We start from the raw sequence: 22,381 nt of genomic DNA, 5'->3' as shown, positions 1-22,381 counted from the left end.
AACAACACTACGATACAATCTCACATATAAACGGAGAAGAAGGCACAGGATTAATCATCATGAAAGAACCGAGTAAAAATGCAGTTGCCATTGGAAAAGAGATTGATAAAAAAGTTAAAGAGATAGATAAGGAATATAAAGATCAATTTTCCATTAAACTTTTGGCTTCAACCCATGAACAAGTTGAAAATGCTGTTACTAGCATGGGAAAAGAAGTAATACTTGGAGCAATCGCTGCAACTCTAATTATCTTAATCTTTTTACGTAACTTCCGAACAACACTCATCGCTGTTGTCAGTATTCCATTATCCATTTTATTAACACTCTTTTTACTACATCAATCTAACATTACGCTTAACATTTTAACCCTCGGTGGTTTAGCTGTTGCGGTTGGACGTCTCGTCGATGATAGTATCGTTGTCATCGAGAATATTTTCCGCCGTTTACAAAAAGATTCTTTCTCTAAAGATATCATTCTCGATGCAACGAAAGAAGTCGCAGTCGCAATTACTTCTTCTACTTTAACAACGGTCGCTGTTTTTTTACCTATCGGCCTCGTATCAGGAGCAATCGGAAAATTAATGTTACCTATGGTATTAGCAGTTGTATATTCTATATTATCATCCTTAATCGTTGCACTAACAGTTGTTCCACTTATGGCTTTTTTACTACTCAAAAAAACAAAGCATCGAAAGCCAAGTTCTTCATCACGATATGTCGCTACATTAAAGTGGGCTCTTTCTCATAAATTCATTATTCTACTTACTGCATTTTTATTATTTGTAGGATCAATTGCAGCTTATATATTACTACCGAAAGCAAACATAAAATCTGAAGACGACACAATGTTATCTATTAACATGACATTTCCAGCCCATTATAATGCTGAATCTCAAAAACAAAAAGCATTTGATTTTGAAAAGAAATTACTTTCTAATTCAGATATAACAGACGTTATTTTACGAATGGGATCTAGCGCAGAAGATGCACAATGGGGGCAAACAACTAAAAATAACCTCGCTAGTATATTCGTAGTCTTTAAAAAAGGTTCTGATATTGATCAATATATTAAAGAGTTAAAAAAGGAACATAAAACTTTTGAGCCTGCTGAACTTGATTATATAAAAACAAGTTATTCAAGCTCTGGCGGCGGCAATAACTTACAATTTAACGTAACAGCTACTAACGAAGCGGATTTAAAAGAAGCGGCTACTATCGTTGAAACAAAACTAAAAAGCATGGATGATCTTTCTAAAGTAAAAACAAATTTAGAAGACTCTAAGAAAGAATGGCAAATTCATATTGATCAAACAAAGGCTGAACAACTAGGTTTAACACCAGAAATAGCTGCGCAACAAGTAGCATTCCTTATGAAGAAATCACCTATTGGCGAAATTACAATTAATAATGAAAAAGCTACTATTATGATAGAACACAAAAAAGAAAACATTAATAAACAAGAAGATATTTTAAATACAAACATACTATCACCTATTAATGGACCAATACCTTTAAAAGACATTGCAACTATTTCAGAAAAACAAACACAAACAGAAATTTTCCATAAAGACGGAAAAGAAACAATCCAAATTACAGCCGAAGCTTCAAATGAAGATTTGAGTAAAGTAAACACAGCAGTAAATAAAGCGATGACTGACTTAGATTTACCTGGTGGTGCAAAAGTAAATATCGCAGGAGCTACTGAATCTATGCAAGAGAATTTTACAGATTTATTCAAAATTATGGGGATTGCAATCGGGATTGTATATTTAATTATGGTTATCACCTTCGGGCAAGCACGTGCTCCTTTTGCAATCCTATTCTCCTTACCATTAGCTGCTGTCGGTGGTATTTTAGGATTAATCATTTCACGAACACCTGTTGATGTAAATTCCTTGATCGGCGCATTAATGTTAATCGGGATTGTTGTTACAAACGCTATTGTATTAATAGAAAGAGTCCAACAAAATCGGGAACATGGAATGGAAACTAGAGAAGCCTTACTTGAAGCAGGTTCTACTAGACTACGCCCAATTATTATGACAGCTATTACAACAATCGTTGCTATGCTCCCACTCCTATTTGGCCAATCCCAAGCAGGAAGTATGGTATCAAAAAGTTTAGCCGTCGTTGTCATCGGCGGTTTGGCAGTCTCAACTGCTCTTACATTAGTAGTCGTTCCAGTTATGTATGAACTACTAGATAAAATCGGGAGAAAAAGACGCTCCCGTAGGAAAATAAGCACTTCTACAGAAACACCTGATATTTAAAAACAAAAGGCGTTATCTTCACAAATGAAGATAACGCCTTTTCTCTATTTAGTCATATAATCCATCATTTTTTCCACATATTGCTCTATAGGTTTACTAGAATCCACAATAAGGTATTCATTATTTGAAGGTCTTTTACTACCATTTAACCACTTTTTAAAACCTACTTCCGATTCCACCTTTTCAATTTGACTGATCATACGCTTACGTGTTTGCAGTCTCCTATTAATCTCTTCCATATCATTAAGATAACACTCAATATATTTATATTTCACACCATGTTTATTTGATAGTTCAATCCCTTTTTCAACCATTCCCTCATATAAACACGGACTATCCAATATAACACTATGCCCTTGTTCTAAATAAGAATCAATCAATACCCATTCGGCATCATACGCAAGCCCACCAACAATCGTTGATTCAATTCCTTTTACTTTTAATGATTTTAACAACGCGGATTTCAAAACATCATGATCTATAATTACAGCACCTGTTAATTTCGCTATATACTTAGAAACTGTCGATTTTCCTGACCCAGGAAAACCTGACATTTGCAGAAAAAACAAATTAAAGCTCCTCTCTAAATTACATCTGTTCTTCTTTATAATTAATCACAAATTCAACAATCATTACATCCATTCCTTCTATATTAAAATACAAAAGAACCCCCTACTTATAAATAGAGAGTTCTTCTTTATAATTTATGCCGCTTTTACCTTTTTCGTTGTTTTACTTTTTCTTTTCGTTCCTGTAAAGCGCTTGTGTAATATAGATGCTATCAAGCGTGAAATAACATTGAATAGTAATACCATAATAATTAATACAGCTGCAGATTTTGTCGCAATCAACTTCGCATCTGGAATAACTCCTTCAGAATTTAATTTCCAAATGTGAACTGCTAATGTTTCAGCTGGTCTAAATGGATTTAAAGGATGCGCAGGACTTGAGAAATCCGCTGCTGAATTTAAAATCGGGGATGTTAAACCCGCTGTGTAAATTAATGCTGCCGCTTCCCCAAATATACGACCCGCCGCTAAAATAATCCCTGTAATAATTTGTGGTAATGACGATGGGATAATAATACGAGCGATTGTTTGCCACTTCGTTGCACCTAATCCAAGACTTGCCTCTTTTACATTCTGAGGAACTTCTGAAATCGCATTTTCACAAACACGCGTTAAACCTGGTAAATTTAAAATAGTTAAAGCAAGAGCACCACCCATTACTGTGTATCCCCAACCTGTCATTGTAACGAACACTAACAAACCAAATAAACCAACAACAATAGAAGGTAAAGACGCCATCGTCTCTATACATAGACGAACAAAATTTAAAAAACGTCCTTGTTTTGCGTACTCCGCTAAATATATTCCAGCACCTAATCCAAGAGGAATAGATATAATAAGCGTTATAACAAGCATGTAGAAGGAATTGAATAACTGCGGACCAATCCCACCACCAGCTCTTGTATTGCTTGGTTCTCCAAACAAGAAATTAGGATCCCAAAATCCCCATCCCTTTTGTAAAATCTCAAATACTAAGAACACTAGCAAAGCTACAACTAAAGCCGCAACCGCATAAAAGATACCCGTCCAAACTTTATTTACCGTTCTTGCATTCATTATTATCGCTCACCTCTTTGCCCAATCGCTCGAATTACTAAAATAAACAGGAATGAAATAACAAGTAAAATCATCGCTAAAGTCCATAGCGCATTGTTCCAAGCAGTTCCGTTCAATGTATTCGTCATGTCCATTGTTAAAATACCAGTTAACGTCGCTGTCGGACTATATATTCCTTCTGGTAATTTAATCGTATTCCCGATTACCATTTGAACCGCTAACGCTTCACCGAAAGCACGCGCTAAGCCTAAAACAACACCTGTTAAAATCCCTTTTTTCGCAGCAGGAACAATCACTCGGCTAATCGCTTGCCATTTCGTTGATCCTAGACCATAAGAAGCTTCTAAATAATCAAATGGAACAGAACGTATTGCATCAGAAGCGATACTAGCAATAGTAGGTAAAATCATAATACTTAATACAACAATACCTGCAATTAAACTAAAGCCTACTCCCCCAAACGAATCACGTAATAGTGGTACTAAAATCGTAACACCTAATAATCCGTATACAACCGAAGGAATACCAACTAACAATTCTAGAACAGGCTTCAATACTTTATTTCCAAACTTTGGCGAAATTAAATTCATGAATATAGCAAGAGCTATAGCAATTGGTGCACTAATAATAACCGCACCTAACGAAACCACCGTTGAACCTACAATGAAAATTAAAGCCCCGAAGGATCCTTGATCAGCATTTGGATTCCATTTTGTCGATGTTAACATCTCAGTAAATGAGATACCACTTTGTGTAAAAGATTGAATACCTTTACCACAAATAAACGCAATAATAGCTAATGTAATTAAAACAATAAAAATACCACAAAACGTAACAAGTGATCTTCCTATATATTCACTTTTCACGTAATTAATTTGCTTTTTCCCCTTCATCACAGGACAGACCCCACTTCACAGATTGAAATGAACAGGACTGGCCTTGCAGCCAGCCCCATAAAATTTTATTACTTATTTAATTTAGACATTGGAATGTAGCCCATATCTTCTACTTGCTTTTCAAAATCTTTACCTTTTACATAATCGATATAAGCTTTCGTCGCTTCCTTCGCTTCACCTTTTGTTACCATATATTCGTAAGACCAGAATGGATATTTACCAGACGCGATGTTTTCAACTTTCGGTTCAGCACCATCAATTTTCACTGTTTGTAGTGCGCCTTTTTTCTCGCCCACCATGTAAGACATTGCTAAATAACTCACCGAACCAGGAGTAGAGTTAATCGCTTGCTCTACTGCACCGTTAGAATCTTGTGTTGTACCAGTTCCATCATTAATTTTCGCGTCTTTCATAATCGTTTTTTCAAATGTAGCACGTGTACCAGATGAAGCCGGACGATTAATTACATTGATTTTTTCATCTTTTCCGCCTACTTCTTTCCAGTTTGTTACTTTTCCAGTGAAGATATCTTGTACTTGTTGCATTGTTAAGTTATCAACTTTTACATCTTTATTTACGACAAGAGCGAATGCAATACCCGCTACCTTGTTATCTACTAATTCTTTCGCCTTTTCAGCATCTTTTATTTTATCTCCGGACGGAACATCTGAATTACCAATTTGTACTGCACCAGATGCTACTTGGTTAATCCCAGTTCCACTACCGCCACCTTGAACTTGAATAGAAACTTTTGAATTTTTCTCCATGAATTTCTTTCCAGCTTCCTCCGCAAGAGGTAGAAGAGCTGTAGAACCAGCCGCTGCAATCGTACCTGATAATTCTTGTTTTGTATTATCGCTTCCTTTAGCAGTGTCTTTACTAGTTGTATCTTCTGCTTTCCCACAACCAACTAATGCTCCTGCTACCACTAAAGCTGCTAAAGAAAATTTAATACCTTTTTTCATAACCATGTCTTGTACCCCCATTTGGATTATCACTTTTCGAATTCATTTTCTTTCGAACACAAATTCATTGTAGGACAACAATATTATGTGAGTGTTAAGCAATTTTTAATTTTAAGTAAATGACGATAATAATCCTTAAAAGCTAGAAATCCCAACATTTATAGTTAAATAACCAAACAAAAACCACACTAACTACACTGCAATGTAAATATATTCTTAACAATGTAAATTCAATGTAAATGTTTTTCTCTCTTTTTCCCTTTTCGTTAAAGTTACATTTACAATTCCGCTGTATTTTGTAATTTTCACACACCTAATTTATGCACATTAAAAATAATTTCAGTAATATTTTTTAGTACAACTAAATAAATTGGAACAATTCTAAAAATAAATGAATATTTTTAAAGTACTAATTGACAACATAATCCAATGTAGTCTACTATATTACTAACAAAAAGTTTACCTTAGGAAACTTTTTAAACTCAAACTAAAAATATAGAGATGAGGTAACTTTTATGGTATCGGCTAATATAAAACCACTTTCCGAATTTAAAATAGGAGAGTTTGTACAAATTGAGAAGATACAATTAGAAGGAACTATGAAACGACGCTTATTAGATTTGGGATTTATCCCGGGGGCGACGATTAAAGTATTGCAACGCAGTCCACTTGGAGATCCGGTCGCTTATCAAGTGAGTAACACAACTATTGCACTGCGTAAAGAAGAAAGCTCCCTTATTTTCGGGGTATTAATAGGAGATGATTTCAGATGAGCAAACATCGTATCGCTTTAGCTGGTAACCCGAATACAGGGAAAAGTACATTATTTAATACTTTAACAGGCTTAAAACAACATACTGGAAACTGGACGGGAAAAACTGTTTTAAAAGCTGAAGGAGAATATGAACATAACGGAAGTAATTATACATTAATAGATTTACCTGGAACCTACTCACTATACTCAAATTCCGCAGACGAAGAAGTAGCGAGGGATTATATTATATTTGAAAAACCAGAAGTAACTGTAGTTGTTATAGACGCAACTGCTATGGAAAGAAATTTAAATTTAGCACTTCAAGTGATGGAGATGACAAACAATGTAGTCATTTGCATTAACTTAATTGATGAAGCCGAGAAAAAAGGGATTGTTATCGATGAAAAGAAATTAGCAAAATCACTTGGTGTACCTGTCGTTAAAATTTCAGCACGTAACCGAGTAGGTATTGGTCATTTGCTAAATGTTATTGCAAAAGTAGCAAATAAAAAACTAATTCCAACACCAATTAAAATTACTTACAGCGAAAAAATCGAAAATATGATTCAGGAATTAGAACCACAAATTTATAAAGTGTTCGGTGATACGTATCCAGCACGTTGGATTGCGTTACGTATATTAGATGGAGATAAAAATTTCTTAACTACACTTCAAAAACACCATAATGAACCACTTGTAAGGGAGGTCGTAATTAATGGAATCTCACTCAGCCAGTAAAGCTCTTCCATTAGACTATATTATTCAACATGCACAAACACTTTCAAAAGAAGATATACGAGATGATATAGTCGGAGATATTTACCGAACATCTGCAAGCATATGTAAAGAATCTGTCCAATATACAAATACTGATAAATTATATCGTTCCGAAAAACTAGATAAAATTTTCACATCTCCAATCTGGGGATTCCCAATTATGCTCGGTATTTTATCTATTATTTTTTATCTTACAATTGCAGGCGCTAACGTACCATCTGATATGATTGCCGAATTCTTCGGATGGGCCGAAGGATATTTAACATCTTGGTTCCAAGCAGCGCATGCACCTGAATGGTTACATGGCATTTTAATACTTGGTTTGTTCCGTGGTATCGGTGCTGTTATTAGCGTTATGTTACCACCTATGGCAATCTTTTTCCCTATGTTCGCGCTATTAGAAAATTACGGATACTTACCACGTGTCGCGTTTAATATGGACCGCTTATTCAAACGATCCGGCGCACACGGGAAACAATCTTTAACAATGGCAATGGGATTTGGTTGTAATGCAGCAGCCATTATGTCAACACGTATCATTGAATCACCACGTGAACGTATGCTAGCAATTTTAACGAACAACTTCGTTCCTTGTAACGGTCGCTGGCCTATGTTAATTTTAATGGCTTCACTATTTATGGCTGCTGGTTATACAGGCAGTATGCAAACATTGGTTACTGCTGGCGTTGTAGTTGGAATGGTTGTACTTGGTGTTATTATGACATTAACTGTTTCTTGGGTACTATCAAAAACAGCCTTAAAAGGGGTTCCAACTCACTACACACTTGAGTTACCTCCGTACCGCAAGCCAAAAGTTTGGAATACAATTGTTCGCGCAACACTCGATAAATCAATCTACGTTTTAAAACGAGCTATAGTTGTTGCTGCCCCTGCGGCTGCATTAACTTGGTTACTTGCTAACATTTTTATTGGTGACACAAGCTTACTTATGTATTTTGTAAACTTCCTAGATCCATTTGCTAAAATGTTAGGACTTGACGGGTTTATTCTAGCTGCATTCATTCTTGGACTACCTGCTAATGAAATTGTAATCCCAATTTTATTAATGTCTTACTTATCAACTGGGGCTTTAACTGAAATAGATGATTTTAATCAAATTAAAAATCTATTCCTAGAAAATGGTTGGACTTGGTTAACAGCGTTAAACACAATGTTGTTCTCACTTCTTCATTTCCCGTGCGGAACAACACTGGTTAACATATACAAAGAAACAAAAAGTGCAAAATGGACATTCTTATCGTTTGCAATCCCTACCGTTATCGCCATTGTTGTTACATTCCTCTCTACACAATTGGTACATTGGTTAGGGCTTGTATAAAACAAAGCATACATAGAAGGCATCCCCCTTCACATATGCTTTGTCCGAAAGAAACCTGAAAATCATTCAGGCTTCTTTTTTTGTACATCAGTATTCCACGGCTGCGCTCCATACGTTGTGAGTTTTTTATGAATGAAATATATAGCCCCCGGCAGCACCGCCATTAATATCGTGCAACTAATTCCTAATCCAGTAAACAACTTTCATCACCTTATTTCACTCTTTTCGGTAAAGCTGAACCTGAATGTTCAATTGTTGGATGAACGTGAACAGTAATTTCAGCATTACTAAAGTAATTTTCGCCTTGATCCCAATTCTTACTTATTTTTGTCCATTCTTTATAATTATGTCTCTTATACACTTCCCCTAACTCTAATACATCTACCTTATATTTTTTTTGAACAAGCTTAATCGATTTTTGAATACGCTCCTCCATTTCTTCCGATATATCCTTCTCTAAACGTTTTTCATTCAAAACCTTTTTATGATCACTAAAGTGCAACTCAGCTATTGTACCTTCCAGAGATAAATGAATATTAAATTTCGGTTTTGTAGCATTCGTTGTGGATACTTTAATTTTTCGACGTAACTTATGAATTTCATATGTAATAAGTTGATCCTTTTTACGAATGGTAAAAAAACCTCCAATTTTTTTACCTATTATATAATTCATCCCTAATGTTTCTTCCCCACTCAAATTGCCTACACACTTATTATCCTTTCCACGAAACAATGCTGCACCGTTCATTTGTACCCCTTGTTTTGTTAGTTCAAGAATAGGTAATACAAAACTTCGGTTAGAGATCATCTTTTCCTGCACCTCACCAATTCTTGCAGCCTCAATCATTTGGGCATTTTTTGGAGGGTGTTCAGCTAACATATCAATATACTGCGCCGGTAAATTTTCAGGCTTGGCACTTTGTTTTAAAATAGCTTCGGCATTTTTATTAGAAACGAACAAACGAATATTTCTTCTCATCTCATGATCGCGAATATATACATCTAACGTATTTTGCAAAATGTATGGATGTGAAAGTAATTCTTCAGAGAAAATAATCACTTGTATATGAGGGAAAAATAATGTACGACTAATTTTTTTGGCGATTATTCTTATTTGTTCAAATACACTATCTGCTTTTGCACTAACATTAATATAATTTTCGCTATCCCCACCTCCTTGTCCACCCTGTTGAGACAATTTACTAGGGAGTACCATCTGATAGGTTCCTTTCATAATTGGATTCGCTTTCTTCTCCTTTACGATATCGTAAGCCGCTCCTACTACAAATCCTCTTTCTTCTATCTCTTCTAACTCAGAACACCCACTCATAAATCCAGTTAAAGCCATAACCATTATAATTTTAAGAAGGTGTTTCATTTCCACCATTCCTTCTTTTTATTTTATATACAATTAAAACGAGCAAAGGCGCTAACACAACAAACCCCATATCTATCCAAGCTAAATAAGTCCCATAACTTGATAAAGCATTTAAACTACTAGGTATCATATTCACCATAAAAATAATAGGGGCACTTACGAAAATAAAAATATGTTTCTTCACTTTCGGAAACATAGCACAAAACAATAAAGATGCGACATCATAATACATTGCTGTAGTGTTATAAATAGTAATAATCCAAGTCGTAAAAAAAATCGCATCAAACCTTTCTAAAAATCCTCCACCAATTTCAATTTCTTTCCCTAATTCAATTGTTGGATATGTCAATCCACGTGTTGTCATATAAGTAAAAACACTAATACAAGTTACATAAATTAAAATGTATGACAGCACGTTTACCATCACCGCTTTCGCGACTGCCATTGGCGCTTTTTTCGCTGTCTTATCATTCAGCAAAACCGCATAAAATAACGCTACTTCAAATCCAATAAACGTAAAAATAGAATTTTTAACTCCAACAGCATATTGACTTACTTTTGTTTGAAAAGCTGGTAGTAAATTATTTATTTCCATTAAATTTATATTCAATAAAGAAAGAAGTACTATCGCAATTAAAACAATAGGTAAGAATAAAACATTTAACCTTAATAAGGCTGCTCTTGATCCTGCTATTCCATAAATAACAACTAATAAGAAGAAGAAAGACAGTAGTTGTATTGGTGTATCACTAAATAAATACGTTTGAGAAATAACTGAAATCATTCGCGATTCATATGCTGTCAAAGCAGCAAACGTTAATACTAAAATACTACTAATTGTGTATGCAACAGGCTTCGTCAAATGCGCACTCGTATATTGAACAAAATTTTGTTTTGGAAATAAGATAGCCACTCTCGTCACAAACCAACCTAAAACCGCGCAGATCAATCCACCCAAAAGCAAGATAATCCAACCGTCCGAAAATAAAGTTTGGTTAGCGATATCTCTTGGCATAGACAATGCCCCTATACCAATAATGGTCGATGATACCGCAAACCCAATTTCACGAGATCCAATCTCTTCATCGCCATACTCAAATGGTTTCACTTATTTTCGCTCCTTTGGACGTATTGTAGAATCTTTTGTTTGTAAGTACTCTGGTCTATCTTTCAACATCGATTTTGGCATGCGAATAAATTCTTCTTTCCAATCTTTATAAAATGCAGGAGCAATTGGAGTTGTATACGGTATACCAACACTTGTTAAATTTGTAATATGAATAGCAAGTGCGATCAGAGCTAGAATGATCCCATACAGCCCAAAAGCCGTTGCAGCTAATACAAAGACGAAAAGTAAAATTCGGAACGTAATCGTAATACTATATACAGGAAGCGAAAACGTAGCAATCGCAGTAACTGCAATAATAATAACTAAAAACGGATTTACAATCCCTGCATTTACCGCAGCTTCTCCAATTACAAGACCTCCTACAATCCCTATCGTTTGTCCCATCGGTTTCGGCAATCGGATTCCAGCTTCTCGTATTAATTCCATAGTCAAGGCCATCATTAACGTTTCAATATATGCAGGAAACGGAACACCTTCCCTCGCACCTGCAATTGAATAAGCCAGTTTAGAAGGAATAAGTCCTTGATGATAAGATACAAGTGCTACATACATAGCTGGTAACAAAACCGCAATTATGCCTGAACCCATACGTAAAAATCTTAATAACGTTCCAATCACCCAGCGCTCGTAATGATCTTCTACAGATTGAAAAATATCAACAAACACAAGTGGTGCAATAAGAGCAAACGGGGATCCGTCTACTAAAATGGCTGCCTTCCCTTTCGCTAATGAGGCTATAATATTATCAGGCCTCTCTGTATTCAAAAACTGTGGAAATGGGGATAAATTATTATCCTGAATTAATTGTTCAATCGTACCTGTTTCCAAAACGACATCTGTCACTATTGATTGAAGACGGCGATCTAACTCTTTTACAATGTGAGGATTAATAATATCTTCTATATATACTAGGGTTACTTCTTTCTGCGATCGCTTCCCCATAATATAAGATTGGAACCTCAACTTTGGATCGCGTAAACTGCGTCGGATTAACATTTTATTCACATTAATATCTTCATTTAATCCAACTCTCGGTCCGCGTATTAAATCTTCTGTCACTGGTGGTTCTAAACTTCGCTTCTCCCAGGCCCTACTATTAATAACGATAGCGGTTTGAATATTATCAATTAATATAACTGTATCTCCCGCTAATATCGCATTCATAATATCTGGAAACTTCGTCTTTACACCCACTTCTGCGATAGAAATAAAACGATCCAATAACGTTTGAACAACAGCTTCCTCATTTATAATTTCTTCGTATTGCAGTGTGCGAATGACATATTTATAAACATTATCCTTATCTGTCAATCCACATAAAAACACAACCGCACAACGTGTAAAACTCCCAGCAAGAGCAACTTCTCTAATTGTTAAATCATTAGGTGAACCTAACTCATCCCTAATTTCTTTCATAACTTCAAATAAGTTACCTTCAAGCTCTAACAATTTCCCCACCTAGCTTCCTTTTCAACAAGTTTTTAGTTAGATTCCGCTAATAGAAGGAAATATATACAAAAAAAGAGCTATCTCTTTTCAAAGATAGCTCTAATAAAGTAAAACTTTAATCACCCCTCACCAATCGGGCTTTTACGGACAGTTTAATCCCCACCTAACTTCTTTGCTTCCGCTGAATTTTGAGGTGGGGGTCTTACTGCCCGTTAATGCAGGATAAACGAATTACTTTTCTACTATTATAGTGTTTTTCTTTATAAATACACCTTTTGTAAATCCACTAACTACAAACATCACAATTATATTAATTAACAATGCGACTATACCTACATTCAAATCTTTTATATACTGCGGGAAACTCGGAAACATCGTGGCTATAGTTGAACCAGATAAGGTAATATATGCGACCACTAATAGCCCAACTCCCATTCCTGCAATCGCCCCTTGCTTCGTAATAATTTGACGTGGAAACAAGCTACATACAAGTGCAGGGAAAAGTTGTGTAACGATACTGTATCCCATTAATAGAAGTGCTCCTATTGTTTCTCCTCCTTTAAATGTAAATAAAACTGCCACGAGCGTTACTACAGGCACAAATAATTTTGCCATCTTAGCAACTTGTCTATCTGAAGCAGACGGGACTATCGTTCGGTAAATATTTTTTGCTAACAGTGTAGAAGCCGCCATAACAAGCATAGACCCTGGAACCAATGCCGTTAATACTCCCGCACTACCAATAATTCCAATAAACCAAGGATCAAAAGTTTGTAAAGCAAGACGGAATAACGAAAGATCTACATCCGCTCCCTTTAACCCAGGAACTTGCAATATAGCAGCAAATCCTGCAAAAAATACGAAAAGTAAAACTAAAGAATACAATGGCATAATTGCTGCATTTTTACGAAATACTTTTTCATTTTTTGCAGAAAAAGCAGAAGCAAATGTATGAGGCCACATATAAAAACCGAGGGCCGTTAATATAATAGTAGAAACAAACCAAGAAATACTCATTCCTTCTTCAGGTAAAGATAAAAATCCCGGGTTCGCTGCCTCTACAGCCTCAAACATCGGCTGAAATCCTCCATAATAATGATACGGCAAATATATACCTAAAAACATAACGATAAACAGTATCATAATATCCTTCAAAGCAGCCGTCCAAGCCGAACCATGTATACCTGAAACCATTACATATATAGTTATAACAATAGCACCGATCCATACTGCAACAACAGGTGACACCCTTCCGTAAGAAGCTTCTGAAACGATAATTCCCAGTCCTTTTAACTGTAAAACAAGATATGGGATGATGGAAACAACACCAACAATCGAAACAATAAGTCCAAGCGCTTTACTTCTATATTTCTTCGCAAAAAAATCTGACTGTGAAACAAGGTTATGCTCTTTCGCATACTTCCAAATGGGTGGCAATAAAAAATACGATAAAAGATAAGCTAAAGCACCATATCCCAAAATATAAAAGGTAGGTGCTCCTTTACTATATGCCCAGCCGCTTCCCCCTAAAAATGTAAACGTCGTATAAATTTCACCTGCCATAAGGAGAAAAACAAAAATAGTGCCAAATCCTCTTCCTCCAACTGACCATTGTTCTAAATTCATATCTTTTCCATGTTGTGCCCGAATCCCTAAAAATAGTGCGAGAAACAAAAATAAAATAATGATAAGTAATGCAGTCATTTTACATCCTCCTTATTAGCAGGATCAAACACGTACACAAGCCCCATACAAAAAGATGTAATAAACACTGATAATAATACCCAAAATAATAAAAATGGCATCCCTAATACGTAAGGAGTAACTGAATTCGCAAATATTGGCCCAACTACTAAACAAAGAACTGGGATAAGCGCTAGAATGTGTATTTTCTTCATCTCATTCTCCTTTACTTATAAAGTTCATAATGGCTGATACAAAGACTTCCACTCCAATCGGTAATGCATCTTCGTCAATCGTAAAACGAGGGTGATGGTGAGGATATATAATACCTTTCTCTTTATTTCCCGCTCCAATAAAAAAGAATGTCCCCGGTGCCTTTTGTAAAAACGCTGAAAAATCTTCTCCAGCCATCGTCGGCTGTAAACGAACAACTCTATCCCTTCCATAAAGTTGTAATGCCGTTTGTTCAATAAGCTCTGTAGCTTCATAATCATTTACAACTGGTCGATATCCATATTCATATGAAAATGTATATTTCGCTCCGTAAGATTCCGTAATATGCTTCACAATCCGCTCAATCTTCTTCTCTGTTTCACCTCGTAATTCATGTCTTAAACTTCTTACTGTCCCTTCAATCTCAGCTTGCTCTGGTATTACATTATGAGTTGTCCCAGCATGAAATTGCGTAACAGATATTACGAGAGAATCTAATGGATTCGTGAGGCGAGATACAATTTGCTGAAGTTGCGAAACGACTTGTGTTCCGATTGCAATACTATCCACCGTTTCATGAGGGATTCCAGCATGTCCACCTTTCCCCTCTATCTTAATTTTAAAAACATCCGGTGCAGCCATTGCAGGACCATAAATAACACCTATTTTCCCAACCTCTAACGACGCCCAAAGGTGAGCACCAATAATATAATCCACACCTTCCATTACACCTGCAGCAACCATCTCCTCTGCACCACCAGGAAAATTCTCTTCAGCATGTTGGAATAGAAAACGAATCTCCCCTTTAATCTTCTCTCTTTCTTCTACCAACTTATGTACAACCCCAAGTAATATCGCTATATGTCCATCATGACCACATGCATGCATTACACCTTTATATGTAGAAATAAAATCAAACTCATTTTCTTCATGAATAGGAAGAGCATCCATATCGGCTCGAATCGCAACTGTTTTGCCCGGATGTTTACCTACTAACTTTGCCATCACACTATATTTAGTCGGCCGTGACACTTCTAAATATGGGAATTTCCGAAGTATATCGAACACAAACTGCGATGTTTTCTCTTCTTGAAAAGATAACTCTGGATACTTATGAAAATGCCTTCTCCACTCAACTAACTGATTTTTTGACAAAACAAGTTCCTTTGCAACATCCATTTCTCTTCTCCCCTTCTTCACCAAGTTAAATGTTATTATAACGTGAATCGTTAACTTTTAAAAGAATCTTCTGAATTTTCAGTGTTAATAAACCAAAAAGAAAAAGCCATCCCAAAGATGACTTTTTCATTATTATAAAATAGTAATTGCTTGTTTTCCCATTTGCTCCCAAGCTTTCTCAAATTCTGCTCGCGGAACAGCCAAACGTGGATTATTTTTAAGAGGATCATTTACATATACAAAGTTTTGATCATATCCAATTACTACTGCACTATGCTCATAATATGTAATTTTCACTTCGCCTGAACTCGTATTCCATGTTTCAAAACTACTTTCAGCTAGCGGCTTAAACGTCGTATTAATAATGACCCATACCGGAGAGCCAGAACTAATTACTTTATATATATCTTGCATGTCTCTACCTGTTAAATTAATTACTTTTTCAGGAACATATTTTTCTGCTAAATCAAAGATTGGTTTATTGTATACACCATATCCAGGCTCTGCCTTTGTATAAATATTTCCTACAAATCCCTCGTAAAGATTTCCACGCAAACCATTTTGTTCAAATGGAACACGATGAATTTCGCTAGCAAGTTGCATCTTATCTACTTGTACACCTTTATATTGCAGCAACATAGCTAAACTTGTCACTTCACACCCTCTAGGCAATTCTGGTAATTGTTTAATAAACGGAACATCTTCAATCATAGCTGCTTCTTTCATTTCAGATAGAAACTCTAAGCGTAGAACTTGCGCCTTTTGCATGATTTTATCTTTTCCTATAAAAAATGCAGCAGCAAGTATAATCCCAAAAACAAAAAGATATTTTAACTTTTTCATTATAAACAAAACTCCATTAATTATTATTTTACAGATACACCTCTTATCATTGTACCCTTCTTCTTACTAGTTTGCTAGAAAGATCATGTGAATTATCGCTCATAGAATTAATTATAAAAATTCTAATTATTTTTAATAAAAAGAAAAATAAATATACATTTACAGAATATTTTGCTAAAATCAAAATTGTTAACATAGTGAAGATATCACCATGTTAACAAACATTCTTAGAGTATTTAGTCATAGTTCGTTTTTTTACATACTCCATTCATTTCATAGCAAATAAACCGAGTGTGTGTTGCATCCCCCACTAATGATTAAAAACTCAGAATAAAACGAAGTTCACACATTCAAGAAAATACGGGGTGAGGGACATATGAATCAACAAATTGAACAAACAGATTTAAAACGAACAATGAAAAGTAGACACCTATTTATGATTGCACTCGGCGGTGTTATCGGAACCGGGTTATTTATGGGATCTGGTCAAATTGTCCATAATGCCGGACCTGGTGGTGCTATTCTTGCATTTTTAGTCGGTGGATTTGTTATGTATTTAACGATGTTATGTCTTGGTGAATTATCCGTCGCTATGCCAGAAGCAGGTTCATTCCAAAGTTATGCAAGCAAATTCATTTCACCTGGTTTTGGATTTGTTGTCGGTTGGATGTATTGGTTAAATTGGGCTGTTACAGTTGGCGTAGAGTTAACAACTGTAAGTATTTTAATGAAACGCTGGTTTCCAGACGTTTCTTCCTGGATTTGGTGCGTTACATTTGCAGCAGCACTCTTCCTCGTAAACGCTTTATCAGCAAAAGCATATGCAGAAGCAGAGTTTTGGTTCGCAAGTGTAAAAGTCGCAACAATTGTTATTTTCATCGTACTTGGCGGCGCTGTTATGTTCGGTCTACTAGACTTTAATGGAAAGCCAGCTCCAATGCTTCATAATTTCACTGAAAATGGCGGGCTATTTCCAAATGGTGCATTAGCTGTTCTTCTTACGATGATTACAGTAAATTACTCCTTCCAAGGAACAGAATTAATCGGAATCGCTTCAGGCGAAAGTGAAAATCCTGAAAAAACAATTCCAAAAGCAATTAAAAACACAATTTGGCGAACTCTCTTCTTCTTCGTCTTAGCGATATCAGTTGTTGTAGGTTTACTCCCATGGCAAGAGGCTAATCTAGTCGAAAGTCCCTTTGTACTTGTATTTGATGTAGCCGGTGTCCCATATGCAGCAGACATTATGAACTTTGTTATTATTACAGCTGTATTATCCGTTGCTAACTCTGGTCTCTACGCAAATTCTCGTATGCTGTGGGCGATGGCAAAACAAGGAATGGCAAGTCCAGCATTTACGAAATTAACTAAAAAAGGTGTACCGCTAAATGCATTAATTTTCAGCCTAATTTTCGCTAGCCTGTCCTTACTAACAAGTGTATTTGCGGCAGATACTGTCTTTCTAGTTTTAACATCTATTGCAGCAATGGCTGCCGTTGTCGTTTGGATGTCAATCGCCGCTTCACAGTTTTTCTTCCGTAGAAATTTCGTGAAAAACGGTGGCAACATAAATGATTTAAAATATCGTACACCGCTCTATCCACTAGTTCCAATCGTAGCGTTTTCGCTGAATTTCATTACATTTGTTAGTTTGGCTTTCATTCCAGATCAAAGAATTGCTCTTTATTGTGGCATTCCATTTATGATTATTTGTTACATTTTATATCAAGTTAAATATAAAAAAATTGTCACACTTGAACAGCCACGAACTGTCATACGAGAAATAAACTAAATATACAAAATATTCAGCTATCTTTCTTATGATAAGATAGCTTTTTTCTATTTCTTGGATATCCTGGTATAACTTTATTTATCTTAAAATTTTCACAATCACGTTTTTCCCTGGAAAATAGTTTACAATGTAATCAAGTTACAAATGATATTCACCTTAAAAAGTGTGCATTTGTGTCTATTTTTTAACAATATATCAAAAACTATTGCCTTCTATAAATTAATAGGTTTATATTGTTTTATTGGCATAGTTTCAATCCAAGGAGAAAGGAGATTTTCAATCGTGCAACTAAAGAAAGCGTTTTGGAAGTTGGCTTCGCTTCTTCCGTTATCATTACTTCTGTTCCTCGGTGGCTGTGATAAAAAACTCGCAGTATTAAATCCGCAAGGACCTGTTGCAAAAGCACAGTATGATTTAATTGTTTGGTCATTCTTGCTTATGTCATTAATTATCGCAATTGTATTCATTCTGTTTACAGTCATCTTGATTCGTTATCGTGAAAAACCAGAGAATATGGACTATGAGCCACCTGAACAACACGGTAACACATTACTAGAAATTATTTGGACGCTTGTTCCTGTTATTATCGTTATCGCATTATCGATTCCAACAGTAAAAGCAACTTATGCTTCGGAAGAGGTTCCGAAAGAGTCCAAACATATTAAACCAGTTGAAATTTATGTTACATCTGCAAACTGGAAATGGTTATTCAGTTACCCAGAGGAAAAAATTGAAACCGTTAACTATTTAAACATCCCAGCTGGTGTACCAATTCAATTCAAACTGACTTCTGTCGGCCCAATGAATGCTTTCTGGGTACCAGAACTTGGTGGTATGAAGTACACAATGGATGGCATGATTATGGATCTTTATTTACAAGCTGATAAGCCAGGTTCTTACCTAGGCCGTAGTGCGAACTTCTCTGGTGAAGGATTCACACACATGGAGTTCGAAGTTGAAGCAAAAACTAAAGAGAAATATGACAAGTGGGTTAAAGAAGTACAAGAAACTGCTCCTAAACTAACAGAAGCTAAGTACAACGAAATTGTTAAACCTGGTGTAGTTGGTCGTATGACATTCTCTAGTCACCACTTAAGTTATGTAGATCCAAAATCACTTGAATATTGTGATTACAACTACTACAAAAACAAAAAATAATAGCTATTATTCCAACAGATTGGAGTGAACACAGTGAAGCTTGATGAATTCTTTGTCACAGGTGACCCGATTATTTACGGTGCAGACGCTTCTATCGTTCTTGTGACATTAGCAATCATTTTCGTACTAACAAAGTATAAAAAATGGAAATGGCTTTGGGACGAATGGTTAACAACTGTTGACCATAAAAAAATCGGAGCTATGTATATTATTTCTGCGGTTATCATGTTATTCCGTGGTGGTATGGATGGTTTAATGATCCGTGCACAGTTAACATTCCCAGAAACAACTTATTTAAACGCTGAACACTATAACGGGATCTTTACAACACATGGTACAGTAATGATTCTTTTCATGGCAATGCCATTCGTTATGGGATTAATGAACCTTGTAGTACCATTACAAATTGGTGCTCGTGACGTTGCATATCCGTTCTTAAATGCTTTAAGTTTCTGGTTATTCTTTGTCGGAGCAATGTTATTCAACATCGCTTTCGTAATCGGTGGTTCTCCAGACGCTGGGTGGACTTCTTACTTCCCAATGGCAGGTACAGAGTTTACTTCGGGCGTAGGAAATAACTACTACGCAATTGCATTACAGATTTCAGGTCTCGGTACGCTAATGACCGGTATTAACTTCCTTGTTACTATCTTAAAAATGCGTACACCTGGTATGACTTTAATGAGAATGCCAATGTTTACTTGGTCAATCTTAATTACAACAATTATCATTATTTTCGCTTTCCCAGTATTAACAGTTGCTCTTGCATTAATGACATTTGACCGTCTATTCGATGCTCACTTCTTTACGATGGCGAGCGGCGGTATGCCAATGTTATGGGCCAACCTGTTCTGGGTATGGGGTCACCCTGAAGTATATATCGTTATTTTACCGGCATTCGGTATTTTCTCTGAAATCATTAGTACATTCTCACGTAAACGTCTATTCGGTTACAGTGCAATGGTATACTCAATGGTTGCAATTTCTTTACTAAGTTTCGTCGTATGGCTTCACCACTTCTTCACGATGGGTGCAGGTCCAGCGGTTAACTCATTCTTCTCGATTTCGACAATGGCGATTTCGATTCCAACCGGGGTTAAGATCTTTAACTGGTTGTTTACACTGTATAAAGGACGTATTCGTTTTACAGTTCCAATGCTTTGGTCATTGGCATTTATTCCAAACTTCGTAGTCGGTGGGGTTACAGGGGTTATGCTTGGAATGGCAGCAGCTGATTATCAATACCATAACAGCTACTTCCTAATCGCTCACTTCCACTACGTATTAATCGCAGGTACAGTATTCGCTATGCTTGCTGGATTCACATTCTGGTATCCAAAAATGACTGGTCATATGTTAAATGAACGCCTAGGTAAATGGACATTCTGGATCTTTATGAGCGGATTCAACATCTGTTTCTTCCCAATGTACTTCTTAGGTTTAGACGGTATGACTCGTCGTATGTACACTTACTCTGAAAGTCTTGGATGGGGATGGCTAAACCAAATCGCATCTGTTGGTGCGGTAATGATGGGTATCGGCTTCCTACTTCTTTGCTACAACGTAATTTGGAGTGCACGTCACGGTGAACGTGACACAACTGGAGATCCATGGGATGGTCGTACACTTGAATGGGCAACTCACTCTCCTGTACAACATTACAACTTCGCGAAGCTTCCTGAAATTAAAGAAGCTGATGCTTTCTGGTACATGAAAAAACGCGGAGAAACAGTTACACCAGCAGCAGAAGATATTAAACCAATTCACATGCCAAGTAACTCTGGTGTGCCTATTATTGCGTCTGGATTCTTCGGTCTTGCAGGTTTCGCATTAGTATTTAGCTGGTTCTGGCTTGCAGCAATCGGTGGTATTGGTATTTTAGCTTGCTTAATCTATCGTTCATTCGATTATGATGAAGGCTACTATATCAGTGTTGATGAAATTAAAAAAACAGAACATATAGCATGAGAGGTGAAATGACATGGCGGCTTTAGATAAAAGCTTACCTTTGGAATATCAATCCGAACAAAGCAGATTGAATATCCTAGGATTCTGGATTTTTCTTGGGGCTGAAATTATGCTGTTCGCAACACTTTTCGCCTCTTATCTAGTCCTTGCTGGTCGTACGGCAGATGGCCCAACACCAGCGCAATTGTTTGAACTTAAAACGCTTTTAATTCAAACATTACTACTTTTAACAAGTAGTTTTACATGCGGTATCGTAATTCATGAAATGCGTAAGCATAACCAAAAAGCGATGCTTGGATGGTTCGTCCTTACATTACTTTTAGGTGCAGGTTTCCTATTCTTCGAGATCGAAGAGTTCATTATGTACATTGGTGAAGGCGCAACAATTCAAACAAGTGCTTTCTTATCTGGATTCTTCGTTCTTCTTGGAACGCATGGAGCCCACGTAACAGGCGGTATCATTTGGGCAATTTGTGTTATTATCCAAATTTTAAAACGAGGTTTAACACCAGTTACAGCTCGTAAAGTATTCATTATCAGCTTATACTGGCATTTCCTTGATCTTGTTTGGGTCTTTATTTACACACTAGTTTACTTGAACGGGATGGTGGCGTAAATGGCTCAAAACAACAATCAAGCAAACGGACATGCGCATAGCGGATTCCCTTGGTCACACGTTTTCGGATTTATTTTATCGCTTGCATTAACGTTTCTAGCGTTATACGTGGCACTTTACACAACATTGCCACTTTCAACAGTCTTAACAACTATTATCATAATGGCTGTTGCGCAAGCATTGTTACAATTAATTATGTTCATGCATTTAAAAGAAGGAGAAGGAAGAGTTCAAATTCTTACAATGATATACAGTTTCTTCGTTGCAACTGCAACAGTTGGTTTAACTGTATGGATCTTCTTCTCAATGTAATGTACATGAAAAAGACTGCTGAGATTCCTCAGCAG

General features: G+C 36.2%; 21 protein-coding genes (1 of these 21 running past the window's edge). 9 read left to right on the top strand and 12 right to left on the bottom strand.

The annotated features are described in order from the left end of the window. Positions 1-2,270 carry the 3' portion of an efflux RND transporter permease subunit gene (locus C3Y97_RS03705; protein WP_000375549.1) on the top strand. The gene continues 775 nt to the left of window position 1, outside the view, so the window shows 2,270 of its 3,045 coding nt (coding positions 776-3,045); the start codon falls outside the window, past its left edge; the stop codon is at positions 2,268-2,270. Between the two features lie 44 nt (positions 2,271-2,314). On the opposite strand, the gene C3Y97_RS03700 is transcribed toward C3Y97_RS03705, so the two are convergent. From C3Y97_RS03700 to C3Y97_RS03685, 4 genes are all read right to left on the bottom strand, one after another. Then, positions 2,315-2,839 carry a P-loop nucleotide/nucleoside kinase family protein gene (locus C3Y97_RS03700; RefSeq protein ID WP_000465755.1) on the bottom strand — a complete coding sequence of 175 codons (525 nt, stop codon included), beginning with the start codon at positions 2,837-2,839 and terminating at the stop codon, positions 2,315-2,317. Between the two features lie 135 nt (positions 2,840-2,974). Then, complete coding sequence (pstA, locus tag C3Y97_RS03695) at positions 2,975-3,895, bottom strand: phosphate ABC transporter permease PstA (protein WP_000994141.1); 921 nt, start codon at positions 3,893-3,895, stop codon at positions 2,975-2,977. A gap of 2 nt (positions 3,896-3,897) precedes the next feature. Further along, a complete protein-coding gene (gene pstC / locus C3Y97_RS03690; protein ID WP_000676676.1) occupies positions 3,898-4,788 on the bottom strand; it encodes a phosphate ABC transporter permease subunit PstC in 891 nt (296 codons plus the stop codon). A gap of 71 nt (positions 4,789-4,859) precedes the next feature. After that, entirely contained in the window at positions 4,860-5,762 is a 903-nt protein-coding gene (locus C3Y97_RS03685) for a phosphate ABC transporter substrate-binding protein PstS family protein (protein WP_000245108.1), read from the bottom strand. Between the two features lie 509 nt (positions 5,763-6,271). Between C3Y97_RS03685 and C3Y97_RS03680 the strand changes: the two genes are divergently transcribed. The 3 genes from C3Y97_RS03680 to C3Y97_RS03670 are packed head-to-tail and all read left to right on the top strand — an operon-like array spanning position 6,272 to position 8,626. Continuing rightward, positions 6,272-6,529 (top strand): FeoA family protein, encoded by a 258-nt coding sequence (locus C3Y97_RS03680; RefSeq protein ID WP_000252982.1) that lies wholly within the window; start codon positions 6,272-6,274, stop codon positions 6,527-6,529. After that, positions 6,526-7,248, top strand: a complete 723-nt coding sequence (locus C3Y97_RS03675) for a FeoB small GTPase domain-containing protein (RefSeq protein ID WP_000033865.1) — start codon at positions 6,526-6,528, stop codon at positions 7,246-7,248. The genes C3Y97_RS03680 and C3Y97_RS03675 overlap by 4 nt, the downstream gene beginning before the upstream one ends. Continuing rightward, positions 7,226-8,626, top strand: coding sequence for a nucleoside recognition domain-containing protein (locus C3Y97_RS03670; protein WP_000443605.1), 1,401 nt, complete (start codon positions 7,226-7,228; stop codon positions 8,624-8,626). Before C3Y97_RS03675 ends, C3Y97_RS03670 begins: the two co-directional genes overlap by 23 nt. A 62-nt stretch (positions 8,627-8,688) precedes the next feature. On the opposite strand, the gene C3Y97_RS27685 is transcribed toward C3Y97_RS03670, so the two are convergent. From C3Y97_RS27685 to C3Y97_RS03635, 8 genes are all read right to left on the bottom strand, one after another. Continuing rightward, positions 8,689-8,826: a hypothetical protein gene (locus C3Y97_RS27685; protein WP_000493991.1), complete on the bottom strand. Its 138-nt coding sequence runs from the start codon at positions 8,824-8,826 to the stop codon at positions 8,689-8,691. An 11-nt stretch (positions 8,827-8,837) separates the two neighbouring features. After that, positions 8,838-10,004, bottom strand: coding sequence for a spore germination protein GerLC (gerLC, locus tag C3Y97_RS03665; protein ID WP_000681629.1), 1,167 nt, complete (start codon positions 10,002-10,004; stop codon positions 8,838-8,840). After that, positions 9,988-11,112: a spore germination protein GerLB gene (gene gerLB / locus C3Y97_RS03660; protein ID WP_000802005.1), complete on the bottom strand. Its 1,125-nt coding sequence runs from the start codon at positions 11,110-11,112 to the stop codon at positions 9,988-9,990. Before gerLB ends, gerLC begins: the two co-directional genes overlap by 17 nt. Then, entirely contained in the window at positions 11,113-12,591 is a 1,479-nt protein-coding gene (gene gerLA, locus C3Y97_RS03655) for a spore germination protein GerLA (protein WP_002023287.1), read from the bottom strand. A gap of 222 nt (positions 12,592-12,813) precedes the next feature. Continuing rightward, positions 12,814-14,286 carry a sodium:solute symporter family protein gene (locus tag C3Y97_RS03650; protein ID WP_000125939.1) on the bottom strand — a complete coding sequence of 491 codons (1,473 nt, stop codon included), beginning with the start codon at positions 14,284-14,286 and terminating at the stop codon, positions 12,814-12,816. Continuing rightward, the gene (locus C3Y97_RS03645; protein WP_000719833.1) at positions 14,283-14,480 is read right to left on the bottom strand and encodes a DUF3311 domain-containing protein; all 198 of its coding nucleotides are present in this window, start codon (positions 14,478-14,480) and stop codon (positions 14,283-14,285) included. Before C3Y97_RS03645 ends, C3Y97_RS03650 begins: the two co-directional genes overlap by 4 nt. Position 14,481: 1 nt before the next feature. Continuing rightward, positions 14,482-15,657, bottom strand: coding sequence for an amidohydrolase (locus C3Y97_RS03640; RefSeq protein ID WP_000382128.1), 1,176 nt, complete (start codon positions 15,655-15,657; stop codon positions 14,482-14,484). A gap of 132 nt (positions 15,658-15,789) precedes the next feature. After that, positions 15,790-16,500: a C39 family peptidase gene (locus tag C3Y97_RS03635; RefSeq protein ID WP_136363034.1), complete on the bottom strand. Its 711-nt coding sequence runs from the start codon at positions 16,498-16,500 to the stop codon at positions 15,790-15,792. Between the two features lie 376 nt (positions 16,501-16,876). Here C3Y97_RS03635 and C3Y97_RS03630 point away from each other — a divergent pair, with 376 nt between their 5' ends. The 5 genes from C3Y97_RS03630 to qoxD all read left to right on the top strand — a co-directional run bounded on the left by C3Y97_RS03630 (position 16,877) and on the right by qoxD (position 22,346). Beyond that, on the top strand, positions 16,877-18,292 hold the full coding sequence (locus tag C3Y97_RS03630; protein ID WP_001075759.1) for an amino acid permease: 1,416 nt from the start codon (positions 16,877-16,879) through the stop codon (positions 18,290-18,292). A 282-nt stretch (positions 18,293-18,574) separates the two neighbouring features. Beyond that, entirely contained in the window at positions 18,575-19,450 is an 876-nt protein-coding gene (locus C3Y97_RS03625) for a cytochrome aa3 quinol oxidase subunit II (protein ID WP_001176165.1), read from the top strand. A gap of 33 nt (positions 19,451-19,483) precedes the next feature. Beyond that, the gene (qoxB, locus tag C3Y97_RS03620) at positions 19,484-21,418 is read left to right on the top strand and encodes a cytochrome aa3 quinol oxidase subunit I (RefSeq protein ID WP_000762366.1); all 1,935 of its coding nucleotides are present in this window, start codon (positions 19,484-19,486) and stop codon (positions 21,416-21,418) included. A 13-nt stretch (positions 21,419-21,431) separates the two neighbouring features. Next, on the top strand, positions 21,432-22,034 hold the full coding sequence (gene qoxC, locus C3Y97_RS03615) for a cytochrome aa3 quinol oxidase subunit III (protein WP_000729317.1): 603 nt from the start codon (positions 21,432-21,434) through the stop codon (positions 22,032-22,034). Then, positions 22,035-22,346 (top strand): cytochrome aa3 quinol oxidase subunit IV, encoded by a 312-nt coding sequence (gene qoxD / locus C3Y97_RS03610; RefSeq protein WP_000068425.1) that lies wholly within the window; start codon positions 22,035-22,037, stop codon positions 22,344-22,346. Positions 22,347-22,381 lie beyond the last annotated feature (35 nt).

This window comes from Bacillus sp. DU-106, assembly GCF_004799705.1.
In the GTDB taxonomy this organism is placed as follows: Bacteria; Bacillota; Bacilli; order Bacillales; family Bacillaceae_G; genus Bacillus_A; species Bacillus_A cereus.
Note: the sequence above shows the minus strand (reverse complement) of the source record. Positions and strands in the feature narration are given on the sequence as shown.